At 42.0% G+C, this 18060-nt stretch carries 17 protein-coding genes; all 17 read left to right on the forward strand.

Annotation, left to right across the window (positions count from 1 at the left end):
* The first annotated feature begins 60 nt into the window (after positions 1-60).
* On the forward strand, positions 61-918 hold the full coding sequence (gene rapZ, locus AU255_RS04360) for an RNase adapter RapZ (protein ID WP_080521742.1): 858 nt from the start codon (positions 61-63) through the stop codon (positions 916-918).
* Positions 919-970: 52 nt separating this feature from the next.
* Entirely contained in the window at positions 971-2320 is a 1350-nt protein-coding gene (gene mgtE, locus AU255_RS04365; RefSeq protein ID WP_080521743.1) for a magnesium transporter, read from the forward strand.
* Positions 2321-2345: 25 nt separating this feature from the next.
* On the forward strand, positions 2346-2708 hold the full coding sequence (locus AU255_RS04370; RefSeq protein WP_080521744.1) for a hypothetical protein: 363 nt from the start codon (positions 2346-2348) through the stop codon (positions 2706-2708).
* Positions 2709-3106: 398 nt separating this feature from the next.
* Positions 3107-3574 carry a division/cell wall cluster transcriptional repressor MraZ gene (gene mraZ, locus AU255_RS04375; protein ID WP_080521745.1) on the forward strand — a complete coding sequence of 156 codons (468 nt, stop codon included), beginning with the start codon at positions 3107-3109 and terminating at the stop codon, positions 3572-3574.
* Between the two features lie 14 nt (positions 3575-3588).
* Positions 3589-4512, forward strand: a complete 924-nt coding sequence (rsmH, locus tag AU255_RS04380) for a 16S rRNA (cytosine(1402)-N(4))-methyltransferase RsmH (protein WP_080521746.1) — start codon at positions 3589-3591, stop codon at positions 4510-4512.
* Between the two features lie 4 nt (positions 4513-4516).
* Positions 4517-4780 (forward strand): cell division protein FtsL, encoded by a 264-nt coding sequence (gene ftsL, locus AU255_RS04385; RefSeq protein WP_080521747.1) that lies wholly within the window; start codon positions 4517-4519, stop codon positions 4778-4780.
* A gap of 2 nt (positions 4781-4782) precedes the next feature.
* The gene (locus tag AU255_RS04390; protein ID WP_080521748.1) at positions 4783-6537 is read left to right on the forward strand and encodes a peptidoglycan D,D-transpeptidase FtsI family protein; all 1755 of its coding nucleotides are present in this window, start codon (positions 4783-4785) and stop codon (positions 6535-6537) included.
* A 4-nt stretch (positions 6538-6541) separates the two neighbouring features.
* Entirely contained in the window at positions 6542-8002 is a 1461-nt protein-coding gene (locus AU255_RS04395; RefSeq protein WP_080521749.1) for a UDP-N-acetylmuramoyl-L-alanyl-D-glutamate--2,6-diaminopimelate ligase, read from the forward strand.
* Entirely contained in the window at positions 7999-9363 is a 1365-nt protein-coding gene (locus tag AU255_RS04400) for a UDP-N-acetylmuramoyl-tripeptide--D-alanyl-D-alanine ligase (protein ID WP_332889024.1), read from the forward strand. The genes AU255_RS04395 and AU255_RS04400 overlap by 4 nt, the downstream gene beginning before the upstream one ends.
* Positions 9364-9365: 2 nt before the next feature.
* Positions 9366-10448, forward strand: a complete 1083-nt coding sequence (gene mraY / locus AU255_RS04405) for a phospho-N-acetylmuramoyl-pentapeptide-transferase (RefSeq protein WP_080521750.1) — start codon at positions 9366-9368, stop codon at positions 10446-10448.
* 3 nt (positions 10449-10451) lie between these two features.
* On the forward strand, positions 10452-11825 hold the full coding sequence (gene murD / locus AU255_RS04410; RefSeq protein ID WP_080521751.1) for a UDP-N-acetylmuramoyl-L-alanine--D-glutamate ligase: 1374 nt from the start codon (positions 10452-10454) through the stop codon (positions 11823-11825).
* Positions 11822-13018 (forward strand): putative lipid II flippase FtsW, encoded by a 1197-nt coding sequence (gene ftsW, locus AU255_RS04415; RefSeq protein ID WP_080521752.1) that lies wholly within the window; start codon positions 11822-11824, stop codon positions 13016-13018. Before murD ends, ftsW begins: the two co-directional genes overlap by 4 nt.
* Positions 13011-14066, forward strand: a complete 1056-nt coding sequence (gene murG, locus AU255_RS04420; protein WP_080521753.1) for an undecaprenyldiphospho-muramoylpentapeptide beta-N-acetylglucosaminyltransferase — start codon at positions 13011-13013, stop codon at positions 14064-14066. Before ftsW ends, murG begins: the two co-directional genes overlap by 8 nt.
* The gene (gene murC, locus AU255_RS04425; protein WP_080521754.1) at positions 14063-15499 is read left to right on the forward strand and encodes a UDP-N-acetylmuramate--L-alanine ligase; all 1437 of its coding nucleotides are present in this window, start codon (positions 14063-14065) and stop codon (positions 15497-15499) included. Before murG ends, murC begins: the two co-directional genes overlap by 4 nt.
* Positions 15496-16389, forward strand: coding sequence for a UDP-N-acetylmuramate dehydrogenase (murB, locus tag AU255_RS04430; RefSeq protein WP_080521755.1), 894 nt, complete (start codon positions 15496-15498; stop codon positions 16387-16389). The genes murC and murB overlap by 4 nt, the downstream gene beginning before the upstream one ends.
* On the forward strand, positions 16386-17318 hold the full coding sequence (locus tag AU255_RS04435) for a D-alanine--D-alanine ligase (protein ID WP_080521756.1): 933 nt from the start codon (positions 16386-16388) through the stop codon (positions 17316-17318). The genes murB and AU255_RS04435 overlap by 4 nt, the downstream gene beginning before the upstream one ends.
* Positions 17315-18031 carry a cell division protein FtsQ/DivIB gene (locus tag AU255_RS04440; RefSeq protein WP_080521757.1) on the forward strand — a complete coding sequence of 239 codons (717 nt, stop codon included), beginning with the start codon at positions 17315-17317 and terminating at the stop codon, positions 18029-18031. Before AU255_RS04435 ends, AU255_RS04440 begins: the two co-directional genes overlap by 4 nt.
* Positions 18032-18060: the final 29 nt, after the last annotated feature.

An 18060-nucleotide genomic window follows, 5' to 3' on the forward strand; every position in this document is an offset into this window, starting at 1 on the left:
AAAATAGCTTTAAAATTCTTCGTTGTTTAGTCTAACGTTTAGTGTAAAAACGTTAAAATCATGAAACTATTAATTTTGACTGGACTGTCAGGCTCAGGAAAGAGTATTGCCCTGGATACTTTGGAAGATTGCGGCTTTTATTGTATAGATAATTTACCTATTAAATTACTCGATGATTTTGTCAGTAACGTGATGTTACAAGACCAGGCTATATACAGTAAAACAGCGATAGGAATTGATGCGAGAAATCAGAGTGATAGCTTATACGCTTTTGTTGATAAATTAGTATTTATCCGGAGTCAAGGTATTCAGTGTGACGTTATTTTTATGCAGGCAGAAGATAGTGTTTTACTCAAGCGCTATAGCGAGACAAGAAGACGGCACCCCTTAACAAATTTACACCAGTCTTTAAAAGAGGCCATTAAAATTGAAAAAGATATTTTAAAGCCAGTTGCAAAAAGTGCAGATTTAGTTGTCGATACCAGTCGAACTCATTATCATCAATTAAGGCAATTAATTAGAGATTATGTGCAAGAAGGCGAGGCTTTAAAGATTTCTATACAGACACAATCATTTGGCTTTAAGCATGGCATTCCTCTGGATGCAGATTTTATTTTTGATGCGCGTTGCTTACCAAATCCTTATTGGAATCCCGAGTTAAGGGCTTATACCGGTAAAGATCAGGTAGTGATTGATTTTTTAGAATCAGAAGCAGTAGTGACAGAGTTTTTTCAAGATATTTCGACATTTTTAGAACGTTGGATTCCCCGTTTTGAGCAAGAAAATCGCAGTTATTTAACTGTTGCTGTGGGTTGTACAGGCGGACAGCATCGTTCGGTGTTTTTAGTAGATAGTCTTGCGCGATATTTCCAGAGTAAGGCATTTAATGTTATCGTCAGGCATCGGGAATTGCAATAATTAGCAGATTTTTCATATTTTTTCGGTAGCTACAACATAATGAGATAGATATATGCCATCACCTAGACCACAAGATCACTCAGATTTTAATTTACAGCAAATTATAAATGACCTGGATAACGGTGCGCTTTATGATGCGCGGGGTCATTTGCATAGTTTATACCCAGCAGAAATAGCTTTGTTGCTTAGGTCTCTACCTACGGATTATCGCTATCGACTGTGGAAAATTATGGCTCCTGAAGCGATGGGTGAAACGCTCGCAGCGTTACACGGTGAAGTACGGATTGGTCTAATTGAGCATACATCAGGAACTGATTTAGTGGCTGCCGCAAATCAGTTAGAGCCCAGAGATATGGCTGATTTAGTAGCAGATTTTTCTTCAGAGGTCAGGGAGAAGGTCCTTAAAAAAGATGGCAATAGTCGTCTTGAGGCTGCTCTTTCATATGATGGGCACACCGCTGGCGGGCTAATGAGTATGGATGCTTTACCGATACGAGGCGATGTGACGGTAGATGAAACTTTAGCTTATTTGCGGGCGCAGAAAACCATGCAGGCAAATATGGATAGTCTGGTTGTTGTAGCGCGAAATAATCGTTATCTAGGAATGGTGTCTATAGCGACAATTTTAACCAGTGATGCAGAAACGAGAATTTCTACGCTGATGGATACTGCAGAAGCTATTCCTTTAAATATGCCTGTTGCAGAGGTTGCAACTATTTTTGAGCAAAGAAATCTGTTATCTAAAGCAGTCATTGATGAGCAGGGTATTGTTGTTGGCCGGATTACACTTGAAGAAGTGCTAGATGTTATTCGAGAAGAGGCCGATCACGCAATTTTAAGTTCTGCAGGTCTGGATGAAGAGCATGATTTATTTGCACCTGTTCTAGTTAGCGCTAGGCGTAGAGCTGTCTGGCTAGGGGTCAATTTATTTACTGCCTTTCTGGCATCCTGGGTAATAGGTTTATTTGAAGCAACGATTGACCAAATTGTTGCTTTGGCGGTATTGATGCCTGTGGTGGCGAGTATGGGAGGGATTGCAGGTAGTCAGACATTAACGCTGGTTATTCGTGGTCTGGCATTGCATCAAATTTCTTCTTCCAATGCGATGTCTTTTCTATTTAAGGAAATGTCTGTAGGGGCAGTAAATGGTATTGTTTGGTCAATTATTGTTGCTATGATTGCTGCTGCCTGGTTCTCTAATGGCCCGTTAGGGATGATGCTGGGAGGTGCGATGATTATTAATTTAAGTTGTGCGGCAATAGCGGGCGTTTTGATTCCGCTGTTTTTACACAAAAAAGGAATTGACCCTGCGTTGGCGGGGGGAGTTTTACTGACTACAGTCACGGATGTGATTGGTTTTATGTCATTTTTAGGTCTGGCGACAATTTTTTTATTAGCGTAAAATAATTAATTTTGAGGAAAGTACAATGAATATAAAAAAATCACCTTTAGTAATTGCTATAGGTACCACACTGTTTTCTGGTTTAGCTGTAACAAGCGTTCAAGCCGAGGGTATTGAAAGTACTGATAGTAATCCTTTTGCAATGACTGAATTATCTAGCGGTTATATGTTTGTCGCAGAGGCAGATAAAGGCGAGCAAGCAGCCAAGAAAATGAAAGATGGGAGTTGTGGAGAGGGGATGTGTGGTGCAGGTATGATGCCTAAAGCTGATTTGGAAAAAACATCAGAAGGAAAATGTGCAGGAAATAAAGCTATGCCGAAAGCTAAAAAAGAAGATATGAAAGACATGAAAGATATGGAAGGAAAATGTGGTACTAATATGAAATAAAGACAGATTTATCCGGGTTGGCCCGGAAAATCAAGGTTCTCAAGACCCATAAAGTGCTTGTTATTTTATGGGTTTTTTATTGCCTGAAGGTTTTGTATTTTTCATGGCAAGGAGGGGGGGGGAAGGGTAAGCCATATTAGCAAAAAACGATTTAATGCCCATCTAGAAATTACATTAAGAAAAAAAAACAAATAATTGAAAGTTATTGATGTTTTAAGTTTTATATTAATAGTTTTGTGATTATTAAGTGAAAATTATCTAAGTCATTGTCAAAAAAGGGTAATTATTTTTATTCATCCTTGACTAAGCGAAGTTAGAAAACTATAGTTTGTTTAAAGGTGGAGAAAAGTGGTGAAAAGTAGTTTTTTTTAGAAAAAATAGGTAATTAAGGGGGGATTTTGTTTCGTGGTGTAACGGCAATTAATTTAGATGCAAAAGGACGTTTTGCAATTCCTACTCGATATAGAGAAGAATTGCAGGATTGTTGTGAGCGTCAGTTAATCGTTACCGTCGCGGTGAATGAAAAATGTGTTGGTGAACCTGGTTGTCTATGGCTTTATCCGCTACCTGAATGGGAAAAGCTCGAATTAACCGTAAGTAAATTACCGACTTTAAATAAAATGGCTGGAAAATTACGCCGCTTCCTTATTGGTAACGCTATAGAAGCCGAAATGGATGCACAGGGGCGGTTATTAATTTCTGAAAAACTTAGAAAATTTGCCGGCATGGAAAAAAAACTGATTTTAGTAGGACAGTTAAATAAATTTGAAATATGGAACGAAGATGCCTGGATTGCTAAAGAGAATGAATGGCTTGAAGGTGATGATGATGAAGGCCTGGATGAGCTGGAAAGCTTGTCTTTTTGATAAGGGAATAGATCATGCATTTACCGGTATTATTTAAAGAAGTATTGCATGAGTTAACCATAAAGCCAGATGGGATTTATATAGATTGTACTTTTGGACGCGGCGGACACAGTAGAGGCATCCTTCAGCAATTAGGCCCCGCAGGACAATTATTGGCCTTAGATAGGGATCTTGATGCAATACAATCGGAAATTGCACAGGAATTATTGAAGGATTCTCGTTTTCAATTAGAGCATTGTTGTTTTTCACAGTTACAGCAAGCCGTGGAAAAGCGTGGCTGGAAAGGCAAAGTGGATGGCATTCTGATGGATTTTGGTGTTTCATCACCCCAATTAGATAATGCGCAGCGTGGATTTAGTTTCATGCACGATGGACCGCTGGATATGCGTATGGATTGTAACTCTGGCCTGTCAGCTGCAGAGTGGCTGGCCAGCGTATCTGAAGAGGATTTAGTGCAGGTGCTTTTTGATTATGGCGAAGAGCGGTTTGCGCGCAGAATTGCTAACGCGGTGGTGACTCAAAGATTAGAAAAGCCATTAGAAACAACTAGGCAGTTTGTTGATTTACTGGTTGAGGCTATACCTTTTAAAGAAAAACATAAACACCCGGCAACACGTAGTTTTCAGGCTGTCAGGATTGCAGTTAACCGTGAGTTGGAAGAGATAAGCAGCGTACTGGATCAGGCGGTAAATGTTTTAGCTAGTGGCGGAATAATGGTAGTGATTTCTTTTCATTCCCTGGAAGACAGAATTGTTAAACGCTTTATCAGAGATGAATCAAGAGGCAAGTATACGCCGAGTAAATTACCACTGCAGGCTGAGGAGTTGGCAGCGATAAGATTAAAAAAACGGGGTAAAGCAATTAAAGCGGGTAAACAAGAGTTGGCAGATAATCCAAGGTCGCGTAGTGCAGTTATGCGCGTAGCGCAACGTAAGTAGAGTTATGCAGCGAGTTATAGTTGTTGTATTACTGTTTATATTAGTGAGTTCTGGGCTAGGCGTTATTTTTAGTAAATATAATTCCCGGCTGGTTTTTATAGAAATACAAAAAACCGAACAAGAGCTTGATCGACTGGAAGTTCGCTGGGAAAGGCTGACATTAGAAGAACGTATGCTAGCTGAGCATAATCGCGTGGAAAAGATAGCGAGAAAGAAAATGGGTTTAATTGAGCTGGATCGCAAAGCTATCATTTATATACGGCTTTAAAAATGTTGCAAGCTGAAAAGAAAAGAAATATTAAGCAAGCAGATGATTTTTCGGGCAGAAGAAAACTGGTAATGATTCTTATGTTTGCTGCCATGATGATGTTGGTTGCTAAAGCAGTGCAATTACAGGTTCTGGATACGCAGTTTCTACAGCAACAAGCACGCAGTCGTCACGTAGGGACAGTTCAAATTGCAGCTTATAGGGGGCAAATTAAAGACCGGAATGGAGAAAGTCTTGCAGTTAGTGCACCGGTTGGCTCAGTCTGGGTAAACCCGCAATATTGCCGGGTGGAAACGGGCAAGAAAGCAAAGCAGGCTTGTGCGGAATTAGCTAATGAAACAAAACTGAAGCAGCTGGCAAAATTATTAGATATGCCGTTAGAAAAGATTAAAAGGGCATTTGACCCAATGTCGAATAAGCAGTTTGCCTATTTAAAAAGACGGATTGAACCGTATCTGGCGGAAAAAGTTAAGGCAATCGGGTTGCCTGGTGTGGCGATTGTTAAAGAATTTAAGCGTTTTTATCCTGCGGGTGAAGTAACGGCACATTTATTGGGATTTACGAATGTTGATGATCAGGGACAAGAAGGACTGGAGTTAATGCATAACTCGACTCTGCAAGGCATTACAGGAAGTAAGCGAGTGATTCGTGATGGTGCCAGACAAGTGATTGAAGAACACGATGTAGAAAGTATTGAAGAACCTGAAGCAGGACAAGATTTAACTTTAAGCATCGATGAACGTCTACAATATCTGGCGTACAGAGAATTAAAAGCAGGCATCATAATGCATAATGCAGAAGCGGGTGCATTAGTGATTTTAGAGGCTGAAACAGGAAATGTACTGGCGATTGTTAATCAACCATCCTTTAACCCGAATTCGCGAAAAGGTTCGAAGATATCGCATTACCGGAACAGAGCAATAACCGATGTATTCGAACCGGGATCTACGATGAAGCCTTTAGTCGTTGCTGCTGCTTTAGACGGTGGGTATGTGAAAGAAAACCAGTTATTTATAACCAAAAGTTTAAGAATAAAAGGTAAGTGGGTTAAGGATGGTCATGATTATGGCACCTTAAATCTGACAGGTGTGTTAAAAAAATCGAGTAATGTTGCAGCCAGTAAAATTGCATTATCGATGCCGCCTGAGTATTTTTGGCGTTTTTATAATTCAGTAGGTTTTGGCATGCCGCCAGGCATTGGTTTTCCAGGTGAGGCGAGTGGAAGTTTGCCCGACTATTCTGGCTGGAGTGCATTTGAACAGGCAACATTATCTTTTGGGTACGGGCTGTCGGTGTCGATATTACAGTTGGCTAGATCTTATACGGCACTGGCAGATGACGGAAAATTGCATTCGGTAAGCCTACTGAAACGTGACCATGATAACTATGCACAACAGGTTTTATCCGCTGCAACAGCAATAAAAGTGAGAACGATGCTAGAGCAGGTGGTAAAAAAAGATGGCACAGCCTATCAGGCACGTGTAGACGGTTATCGAGTTGCAGGTAAAACAGGAACAGTTAAAAAGGTTAAAGACGGGGCTTATAGTAATGATTACTTATCGGTATTTGTTGGTATGGCACCTGCAAGTGACCCAAAGTTGATTATTGCCGTGATGGTTGATACACCACAAGCAGGTCAATATTACGGTGGATTAGTAGCTGCACCCATTTTCTCTAAAGTGATGGGCGGAGCATTAAGATTATTAGGTGTTACACCTGATGAAGAGCAGAGTATGTCAGTATTATTATCGAAATAGTGATATGAAATTATCGGAGTTATTAACAGGCTTAGCGTACGTCAAGTATGATGCCGAAATTACCCACATTGCTTTAGATAGTCGTGAAATTACTATGGGCGGTGTCTTCTTTGCAGTCGCAGGTGCTATGCAGCACGGTTTGTCATACGCTGCTCAGGTTCAGCAACAAGGTGCTGTTGCAATTGTTTATGATCCTGCAAAGCAAGGTGCCAAACTGGCCGAAAAGATATCAGGCTTACCGCTGATCGCCGTTGACAATCTAACTGAGAAAATGGGCGGCATAGCTGCCCGTTTTTATGCAAATCCTGCGCAGCACTTGAATATTATCGGAATTACAGGAACCAATGGCAAAACATCCTGTAGTCAGTTTCTAGCACAGACAATGGGTGCCTGCGGAGTAATTGGAACATTGGGATGGGGGCTTTGCTCAGATTTAAATAGTACGAGTAATACCACACCTGATGCATTTGCAATGCAAAAGATTTTGGCACATTTTGTAAATCAAGGCTTAGTTAATGTAGCCATGGAAGTTTCGTCACACGGGGTGGATCAAGGTCGAATTAGCGCTATTAGTTTTAGCGGAGCTGTTTTTAATAATCTGAGCCGTGACCACCTGGATTATCACGGCAGTATGGAAGCCTATTTTTTGACAAAATTACGCTTACTTAAATGTAAAGGGTTAAGGTTTGTTGTGGTTAATCTGGATGATGCTTATGCTGAACGTGTTATAGCGGCCATTTCAGATGGAGTCAGAATTTTGACATATAGTCTGCAAGATAAAGTGCATAGTTTGGACTCGAGTTTAACAGCCAGGAATATTAAATACACATTAGCGGGTATAGAGTGCGATGTGTTTTGGCAGAGCCAGCAGGCCATATTAAAAGTCAGTTTGTTAGGGGATTTTAATTTACAAAATATTATGGCTGTTTTAGCGGTTTTGCTAGAAACAGGGCGCCCGTTAACCGAATGTTTAGCGGCTATACAATTAATTAAACCCGTGATAGGGCGTATGGAATGTTTTACAGGGAAAGCAGGAAAACCCATGGTTGTGGTCGATTATGCACATACCCCTGATGCACTGAATAAGGTTTTAAGCACATTAAGGCGGCATTGTACGGCGCAGTTAAGTGTCGTTTTTGGTTGTGGTGGCGAGCGAGATAAAGGTAAGCGTGCCGAAATGGGACATATTGCTGAGCGGTTGGCCGACAGAATTATAGTGACAGATGATAACCCGCGTTTTGAAGATGGAGAAACTATTATTAATCAGATTATTAGTGGACTTAAGATGAACAAAGTGACAGTGATTAGTAATAGAAAAGCGGCTATAGAAAAAAGTATTTTGATGAGTTCAGCTCAGGATATAGTTTTAGTTGCTGGTAAAGGGCATGAAGATTATCAGGAGCTAAAAGGTGTTAAATATCCGTTTAGTGATCGCGAAATCGTGCAGGAGTTATTGGTAGCATGATAGTCATGAGTCTGGATGAAATAAGCAAAATCCTGCACGGGCACAAGATCGGTGCTTCAGTGCAGGTTTCTGGTGTCAGCATTGATACACGGACTCTATCCAGTGGTGATTTATATATCGCCATAAAAGGCGAGCAGTTTGATGGCCATGATTATATTGCCCAAGCACAACAAAACGGTGCTATTGCGGTAGTTGTGGCAAAAAAAGTTGCTACAAAATTACCTCAGATTATCGTCAAAGACACCCGACTTGCTTTAGCAGAGCTGGCTAGGGCATTAAGGGATAAGCTACAGATAAAAGTTTGTGCTATTACCGGAAGCAACGGCAAGACTACGGTAAAAGAAATGATTGCCGCTATTTTGTCAGTTAACTATCAAGTGCTATTTACTCAGGGAAACTTTAATAATGATATTGGGGTTCCATTAACACTCTTACGGTTACATGAAAAGCATCAGTATGCGGTTATCGAAATGGGTGCTAATCATCCTGGTGAGATAGCGTATATCAGTCACTATGCAAGACCGGATGTTGTTGTTATCAATAACGTAGGAGCAGCACATATTGACGGCTTTGGCAGTCTTGAAGGTGTGGCGCAAGCGAAGGCTGAAATTATTCAATCATTAACTGATGATGGTATTGCGGTGTTAAATGCAGATGATCAGTTCTATTCCATGTGGAGAGAGCTTGCCGGGCAACGTAAAGTTCTATCATTTGGCCTCACTCCGGCTGCTGATATAGGTGCAGACAAGATTGTAACCGAGTTACAAGAGCAGCAATTCAAAACGTCTTTTGAATTAGTCTTTAGTGGCCATAAAGTACCCGTCGAGTTAGCTCTGGCAGGCCTGCATAATGTAACAAATGCGCTAGCTGCAAGTGCTGCTTGCATAGCATTAGGTGTAAAACTGGAACAGATCCAAGCGGGCCTAGCCAAAGTTAAAGCAGTCAACGGTCGATTGCAACTGTTTGAATCCGAGTCAGGAATTAAGCTTATCAATGATACTTATAATGCCAATCCTGATTCTTTAGCAGTTGCACTAGAGGTCTTAAAACAGTGTCCGGGAGAATCATGGCTGGCTTTAGGGGCTTTTGGCGAATTAGGCGCTGAAAGTGCACATATTCATAGCGAGATGGGTAGGCAAATTAAAAAAGCAGGTGTGCAACGCCTTTTTGCAACGGGAGAGATGACAGAAAGCACTGTGCAAGCATTTGGTGCAGGAGCTGTTTACTATGCCTCAAAAAATGATTTGATTGAGGCAGTAAAAAAAGAAATAACACCAGAACAGGCGCTATTAGTCAAAGGTTCAAGAGCCCAGAAAATGGAAGTTGTGGTTAATGCATTATTAGGCATAACAGGAAGGTAAGCATGTTACTGTATTTTTTTGATTATTTAACACAATTTGATTCTGGCTTTAGAGTATTCCAGTATCTGACTTTACGCGCAATTTTAAGCGCATTAACGGCCTTGTTAATTTCATTTTTAGTAGGGCCGGCGATGATCAGGCGCTTAAGTAATAAAAACATCGGTCAAAGTGTCCGCGATGATGGTCCCGAAAGTCATTATCAAAAAGCAGGCACCCCCACCATGGGCGGGACATTGATTTTGGTTGGTATTGCCACAAGTACATTGCTTTGGAGTGATTTACGGAATAGCTATATTTGGGTGGCGTTATTAGTGACCATGACTTACGGCGTTATCGGATTTATTGATGACTACAAAAAAGTAAAGTTAGGCAATAGTGATGGCTTATCGGCACGGACTAAATATATCTGGCAATCTGTGATTGCGCTGACTGCCGCTATCTATCTTTTTAAAACAGCTCAAGTGCCTGCAGAAACACAGTTTATTGTGCCTTTTTTTAAAGAAGTTGTGGTTGATATGGGCTGGGCTTATGTGGTGTTGACCTATTTTGTCATTGTAGGCACTAGCAATGCAGTGAATTTAACAGACGGTCTGGATGGTCTGGCGATTTTGCCTACGGTTATGGTTGCGGGCGCATTAGCAATTTTTGCCTATCTGACTGGCCATGTGATGTTCGCAGATTATCTGGCCATACCTTTTATACCCAAAGCAGGTGAGCTGATTGTTTTTTGTGCCGCGTTAGTTGGTGCAGGATTAGGTTTTCTATGGTTTAACGCCTACCCGGCGATGGTGTTTATGGGCGATGTAGGTGCTTTGGCATTAGGTGCCGCATTGGGTGTTGTTGCAGTGCTGGTTCGACAGGAAGTTGTGCTGCTCATTATGGGCGGCGTTTTTGTGATGGAAACCGTTTCTGTGATTATGCAGGTTGCCTCATTTAAGTTAACAGGAAAAAGAATTTTTAGAATGGCACCGATCCATCATCACTTTGAGCTAAAAGGCTGGCCGGAGCCGCGAGTCATAGTTAGGTTCTGGATTATCACTTTTATTCTGGTATTAGTTGGTTTAGCAACATTGAAGTTGAGATAGCGCATGAAAAATGACGATATTTTAAAAGCACTCGATACCCGGTTTTCCTTAAACAAGCAAAACTCAAAAGTTATCGTAGTTGGCTTAGGCATAACAGGCTTATCGGTTGCAAAGTTTTTACACAACCTCGGACTGCAATTTGCCATGGTCGATAGCCGGAAAAATCCTCCGTTTAATGACGAATTATTGGCTGAAATGCCGGATGTCGCGGTTTTTACTGATGGTTTTGACCCGGCAGTATTTGATGTGGCTACACATATCATTGTAAGTCCGGGTGTTTCCATGCAAGAGCCAATAATTCAGCAAACTATAGCCAGGGGCGCGCGTTCTTTAAGTGATATAGATTTATTTGCCTGTGCAGTAGATAAACCTGTCGTTACCATTACCGGTTCGAATGGAAAAAGTACCGTGACCACATTGCTGGGAGATATGGCGAAAGCAGCAAACAAAAAGGTTGCGGTAGGTGGTAATCTGGGTATTCCAGCTCTGGATTTACTTAACGATGAAATTGAAATATATATTCTGGAATTATCCAGTTTCCAGTTAGAGCGAACCAGTCAGTTAAATGCAGTCGCTGCAACGGTGCTAAATATTTCGGCTGACCATATGGATAGATATGCAAATTTAGATGCCTATATCGAGCAAAAGCACAAAGTATACGCTGGCAATGGTGTGATGCTGATCAATTTAGACTGTCCTTATGCGGCCTCTATAAAGCCGTCAAATAGAGACGTGTTAACTTTTAGTTTGAAGGGAAATGCTGATTATTGCGTTATAGAAACTGCTAATGGTCGCAGTCTGGCATTTCATGGGCGAGCAATATTTCCAGTCGATAAATTATTAATTAGCGGCGTACATAATCAGTCAAACGCTTTAGCTGCTTTAGCTTTAGGTGCAGTTATCGGGTTGCCAGAAACAGCAATGTGTGCAGCATTGGGTCGTTTTAAGGGACTAAAACACCGTATGCAATTTGTCGCCAATATTAATGAGGTTTGCTGGGTAAATGACTCCAAGGCGACTAATGTCGGAGCTTGTGTTGCTGCGCTGCAGGGCTTTAAAGATTCCAGTGTGGTATTAATTGCTGGCGGAGATGCAAAGGCGGCAGATATGAGCGATCTTGTTTCGGTACTACAAGAAAAAGTTAAAGCTTTATTGCTCATTGGTAAAGATAGCCAATTGATTCAGCAAGCAGTTAATGACTGCATTCCCGTATTAGACGTAGGCACCTTGAAAAAAGCCGTTAAAAAAGCACAAACAATTGCCCAGGCAGGTGATACTGTTTTGTTATCGCCAGCGTGTGCAAGCCTGGATCAATTTGCAAATTATAAGGAAAGAGGAGCGCAGTTCGTGGCTGAAGTAAAGGCGCTGGAACAATGAAGATTGCAGAGCAGTTAGCCAGGCTGGCAGGTGTCAATATCTATTTTGATAGAGCACTGGTATTTGCAAGCGTGGCGCTTATTGTGATGGGGTATTTAATGGTGTCATCAGCCTCTTTACACCTGGGTGAAAAGCTGGCCGGAGATTTATTTTACTACCCTGTTAGGCAACTTATTCATATCACCATTGGGGTTATGACAGGGTTCTTAATTTGTATGGTGCCAATGGATTTTTGGGAAAAGGCAGGGCCAGCGCTATTTGTCGTTGGTTTGATTTTGCTGGTGATTGTCTTGATTCCGGGTTTAGGTATAAAAGTGAATGGTAGTATGCGCTGGCTTTCAATCGCCGGAGTGAGAATACAAGTCTCCGAACTGGTTAAATTAATCGTGGTCATTTATATGGCAAGTTTTGTATCACGACATCATGACTTTGTGAAAGATTCAGCTTATGGCTTATTGCGGCCTTTATTATTATTGTCGAGTGCTTGTGGTCTATTACTGTTAGAGCCAGATATGGGCTCAGCTGTCGTTATTCTGACGATAGCCATGGGCGTTATGTTTCTTAGTGGCGCAAGGCTGCAACAATTTATCTTATTGATTATTACTGTCATCGGAGCAGGCATTTTAGCTGTTGTATTGTCTGGTTATCGATCTGCGCGAGTGACAAGTTTTTTGCATCCCTGGGAAGATCCTTTTGGTAAAAGTTTTCAATTAGTGCAGGCGTTAATTTCCTTCGGACGTGGCGAATGGACAGGCGTTGGCATGGGGAGTGGTGTACAAAAACTGTTTTATTTGCCTGAAGCTCATACTGACTTTTTATTTTCTGTCATAGCTGAAGAACTGGGGTTGTTAGGTGTATTAAGTGTGATTGCTTTATTTGCGATCATCGTTTGGCGTGCTTTTGCTATTGGCTTAATGGCTGAGAAGTTAGATAAAAAATTCTCTGCTTTTATTGCCTATGGCTTAGGCATCTGGTTTGCCTTTCAATCTTTTGTCAATATGGGTGTCAATATGGGCGCATTGCCAACCAAAGGTTTGACTTTACCGTTTATGAGTTACGGCGGAGGCAGCATGATCGTGATGTGCTCTGCCATGGCAATGCTGTACAGGGTAAATAGTGAAATGATTGCGTTACAACGAGCCGAGTCTGAAACTAAAACGGCATCAGAATATGAGGCGCGGGCATATGAATAAACGCATTGTGATTATGGCGGGTGGTACAGGTGGGCATGTTTTTCCTGCACTGGCGGTTGCTCATTACCTCATTGAGCAAAACTGGCAAGTAAGCTGGATCGGTACTCGAAAAGGAATGGAAAGCAGAGTGATCCCCGAAAATAATATCTTAATAGATTGGATCAGTGTTAGTGGATTACGCGGAAAAGGCATATTGGCATTATTTAAAATGCCATGGATGCTAATAACAGCCTGTCTGGAAGCCAGAAAAATATTACAACAAAGAAAGCCTGATGTGGTTCTGGGCATGGGCGGGTTTGTCGCAGGTCCCGGTGGCTTGATGACAAAACTGATGGGTATCCCCCTGGTTATACATGAGCAAAACAGAGTGCCAGGCACAACTAATCGTTTGCTGTCTCGTATTGCGAATAAAGTCCTGCAGGCTTTTCCGGATAGTTTTCCCGCGAATAAACAGATTATTTTTACTGGAAACCCATTGCGTAAAGAATTTATGCAAGTCCTTAACAAGGCTCAGCATGACCCATCTAAGGGCTTACGTATTTTGGTCATGGGCGGTAGTTTAGGCGCGCAGCGCCTAAATGAAGTCGTTCCCGAAGCCCTCGCGTTGCTGGATAAAGTACTGGTAAGGCATCAGACAGGAAATGCAATGCTACAACAGGTTACTCAAACCTATATAGATAAAGGTATAACGGCGACAGTAACACCCTTTATAGATGATGTGGTTGAGGCTTATGCATGGGCAGATTTAGTCATCTGTCGTGCGGGAGCTATGACAATAAGTGAAGTCGCTGCAATGGCTTTGCCCAGTATTCTGGTTCCCTACCCGTATGCGATTGATGATCATCAGACAGCTAATGCTCAATATCTGGTGACCGCAGGGGCTGGCATCATGATAGACCAGCAACAGTTAACGGGAGCATTTTTAGCTGCACAGATTAAACAATACTCGCCACGACTTGATGAGATGGCAAGGGCAGCAAAACATTGCGCAAAATTAGATGCAACTGACAGCGTTGCAGAGCAGTGTATGTTGGAGGCAGCAGCATGAGAGATTCAATTAACCAGATTATTCGACAACGCTTGACGAAAATGCAGAAAATCCATTTCGTAGGTGTTGGTGGTACAGGTATGAGCGGTATTGCCGAGGTGATGTCTAATCTTGGTTGTCAGGTTTCTGGATCGGATATCAAAGAAAGCCCTGTTACTGAGCGCCTAAGAAAGGTAGGTGTCACAGTTTATATTGGCCATGATCAGAGAAATGTAGCCGACGTAGATGTGCTAGTCACGTCAACAGCAGTGGGTAAAAGTAATATAGAAGTTAAATATGCTTACCAGAACCGAATTCCAGTGATTCCCAGAGCAGAGATGCTTGCGGAATTAATGCGCTTTCGTTTTGGTATTGCAGTTGCGGGTACCCACGGCAAGACAACGACGACCAGCCTGGTGGCAAGTATTCTGGCAGAAGGGGGACTGGATCCAACTTTTGTTATTGGCGGGCGACTTAATAGTGCAGGAACTAACGCACAGTTAGGGCAGGGTGAATATTTAGTGGCCGAGGCTGATGAAAGTGATGCATCATTTTTACACCTTCAGCCAATAATAGCGGTGGTTACTAATATAGACCAGGACCACATGGAAACCTATGAAGGGAGCTATAGTCGTTTAAAAGGTACTTTTATCGAGTTTTTATACCATGTGCCTTTTTATGGTTTAGCTGTTCTGTGTCTTGATGATCTAGGTGTACGTGAAATTTTAGCGCAGTTATCGAAACCGATAAAAACATATGGGACGCATAAGGATGCTGATGTAAGGGCAGTCAATATTCAACAGCAAGGCATGTGTACTCATTTTACAGTGACTCGCTGGGATGGGCACCAAGATCTGAATGTAGTTTTGAACATGCCCGGTTTACATAATATGCAGAATGCTTTGGCTGCAATTACCATTGCTACAGAGCTAAATGTGGATGATGCCGCAATCATTAAGAGTCTGGCTGAGTTCAAGGGTGTCGGACGACGCTTTCAGCTTAATGGCGAAATTACTATAAATCAGGGCACATTAACACTGGTGGATGACTATGGACATCATCCGAGAGAAGTAGCGGCAACTTTAGAAGCCTTGAAACAGGCATGGCCTGATAAACGCTCTGTAGTGGTATTTCAGCCGCATCGCTATTCCAGAACACGTGATTTATTTGAAGATTTCGTTAACGTCTTGTCCACTGTCGATGTGCTGATTTTATTAGATGTATACGCAGCCGGTGAAGAGTCTATCAGAGGAGCAGATGGAAGAGCGTTAAGTAGTGCGATTCGAATGCGTGGTCAAGTCAATCCTGTCTTTGTTGAAAATAGTGAGGATTTGGCACAAATTTTGATAGGTATTATTCAGCCGGGAGATGTTTTGCTAACAATGGGTGCGGGAAATGTTGGCCATATTGCAACTCAGCTACCACAACAATTATTAGAACTAACGCAACAATGAAAGCTTCTAACGACGGTTTACGTGGACTCATATTAAGCAATGAAAAACTGGATAAATATACCAGTTGGCGTGTAGGGGGAGCTGCTGACCGCATGTATATTCCCGCTGACAAACAAGATTTACAACAGTTTATTGCCAGTCTGGCAGTCAATGAACCGGTGTTTTGGCTGGGCTTAGGAAGTAATTTATTAATAAGAGATGGTGGTATACGCGGTACGGTCATTAATGTCCGGACTAAGGTTAAGCAAATAAATTTAGTGGACGATACTCATGTCTATGTTGAATGTGGTCTACCCAGTGCGCATGTTGCACGATTTTGCTCAGAACACGATTTATCTGGTGCTGAATTTTTAGCTGGTATACCAGGTACGATGGGAGGAGCACTAAAAATGAATGCTGGCGCTTTTGGGGGGGAAACATGGAATTTGGTGGAAAGTATCGAAATAATGCCTGTGGGAGGCAAGTCTGCCGAATATGAGGCGAGTAAATTCGAGATAGGGTACCGGAGTGTGAAAGGGGTAGATAATAACTGTATTTTATCAGCAATTTTAAAGCTAAACAGGAATATGGAGCAGACAGGTCAAGGAAAAATAAAAAAACTCTTGGCGCAACGGGCAGCGACACAACCTATTAACCTGCCTAGCTGTGGTTCGGTATTTAGAAACCCTGCTAATGATTTTGCCGCACGTCTGATTGAGGCAAGTGGTTTAAAAGGGTATTCCATAGGAGGCGCGGAGGTTTCAGACAAACATGCAAATTTTATTATTAATACCGGAAATGCGACGGCTAAGGATATAGAGCAGCTTATTGAATATGTTCAAAGTGAAGTAGCGAGAAAACAGGGTGTTGAGTTACACACTGAAGTTTGTGTCGTAGGAGAACAAGTATGAAGCCGACCGTTATAAAACAAGCAAAAGATTTTGGTCGTGTTGCAGTTTTGATGGGAGGCACTGCAGCAGAACGAGAGATTTCTCTTAATAGTGGCAATGCGGTTTTTCAGGCATTGTTACGCAAAAATGTAGACGTTACGGCTGTGGATGTTAAGGGCACTGTTTTAGCCGCTTTAAAGGATTCATCTTTTGATCGCGTAGTGAATATGATACACGGGCGAGGTGGTGAAGATGGCGTATTACAAGCTGTCCTAGAGTCCTTAGGTCTCCCGTATACGGGTAGTGGTGTGCTGGCTTCAGCCCTGAGCATGGATAAATTGCGCACAAAGTTGTGCTGGCAAGGCGCAGGTTTAGCAAGCCCTAAATGGATCGTGTTACAAAGTAAATACGATATACAGCGCTGTATCGATGAATTGGGTTTACCGGTAATTGTTAAGCCCTCAATGGAAGGTTCAAGCCTGGGTATGAGCAAGGCAGAAACTCAAGAACAATTACACAGAGCTTGGCAGGAAGCTGCGCAATATCAATGTGATGTATACGCAGAAGCGTGGGTGAATGGTAAAGAGTATACGGTGGGAATACTGAATGATGAGGCATTACCTGTTATCAGGTTAGAAACCCCTCATGTTTTCTATGATTATGATGCTAAGTATCGGGCAGATAGCACACAGTACCATTGTCCATCCGGGCTTACTGATGATGTAGAAACACAATTAACCGAATTAGCATTAAAAGCTTGTAATGTACTGGGTGTTAAGGGATGGGGGCGGGTTGATGTATTTATTGATAATCAGGGAATGGCGCAACTCATTGAGGTAAATACTGTTCCGGGAATGACCGATCATAGTTTGGTACCTATGGCAGCTAAACAGGCAGGTTTAAGTTTTGATGACTTGGTCTGGCGTATTCTGGAGACCAGCTTGAAATGATAAATAAGCGCATGCAGCTAAAGCTAGCAGCATTGTTAGTGATTATGCTCGGTATCGTTTTCAGTTGGCCACTTGTAGAGCAGGTCATAGCTAAAACTTTGCCGATACGCCATGTGCAAGTTGAAGGGGCTTTTCAATATATTGACAAGCAGGATATACAAATGAAAATTAATCCGCTGGTTCAATCGGGCTATTTTTCAGTCGATTTGCAGGTGATACAACAAGCGGTGATGAGTTTACCTTGGACAGAAAGTATACAGGTGCAACGGATCTGGCCTGATAGACTTAAACTCAGAATTTATGAGCAAAAACCGGTTATACGCTGGCAGGCACATAGTTTATTAAATGAACAGGGTGAGGTGTTTAGGCCTTTAAATATTGATAGGTTTCAGGCCTTGCCGGTATTGTATGCCCCGAATGAACAGCGCCATCAGTTACTGGAAGTGATGCATGGCTTAAGTGTTAGCTTGATGGATCAAGGCTTGTATCTGACGGAGTTTAGAGTCAATGAAAGGCAGTCCTGGTCATTGAGTATGGAGAATGGTCTGGAAATACAGTTAGGTAGACTGCAGCCCTTAGAAAAGTTTAGCCAGTTAATGAAGGCACTTGTCGTATTGGGAAGTGAGTTGGTAAATAAAATGGTTTATGTCGATATGCGCTACCCGAATGGCTATGCTGTGCGCTGGCGAGAAAACGAACAAATTAATTGGTAATTATTATCTGGAATAGGGCTATATCAAGA

The sequence above is a fragment of the Methyloprofundus sedimenti genome, assembly GCF_002072955.1.
Lineage (GTDB): Bacteria > Pseudomonadota > Gammaproteobacteria > Methylococcales > Methylomonadaceae > Methyloprofundus > Methyloprofundus sedimenti.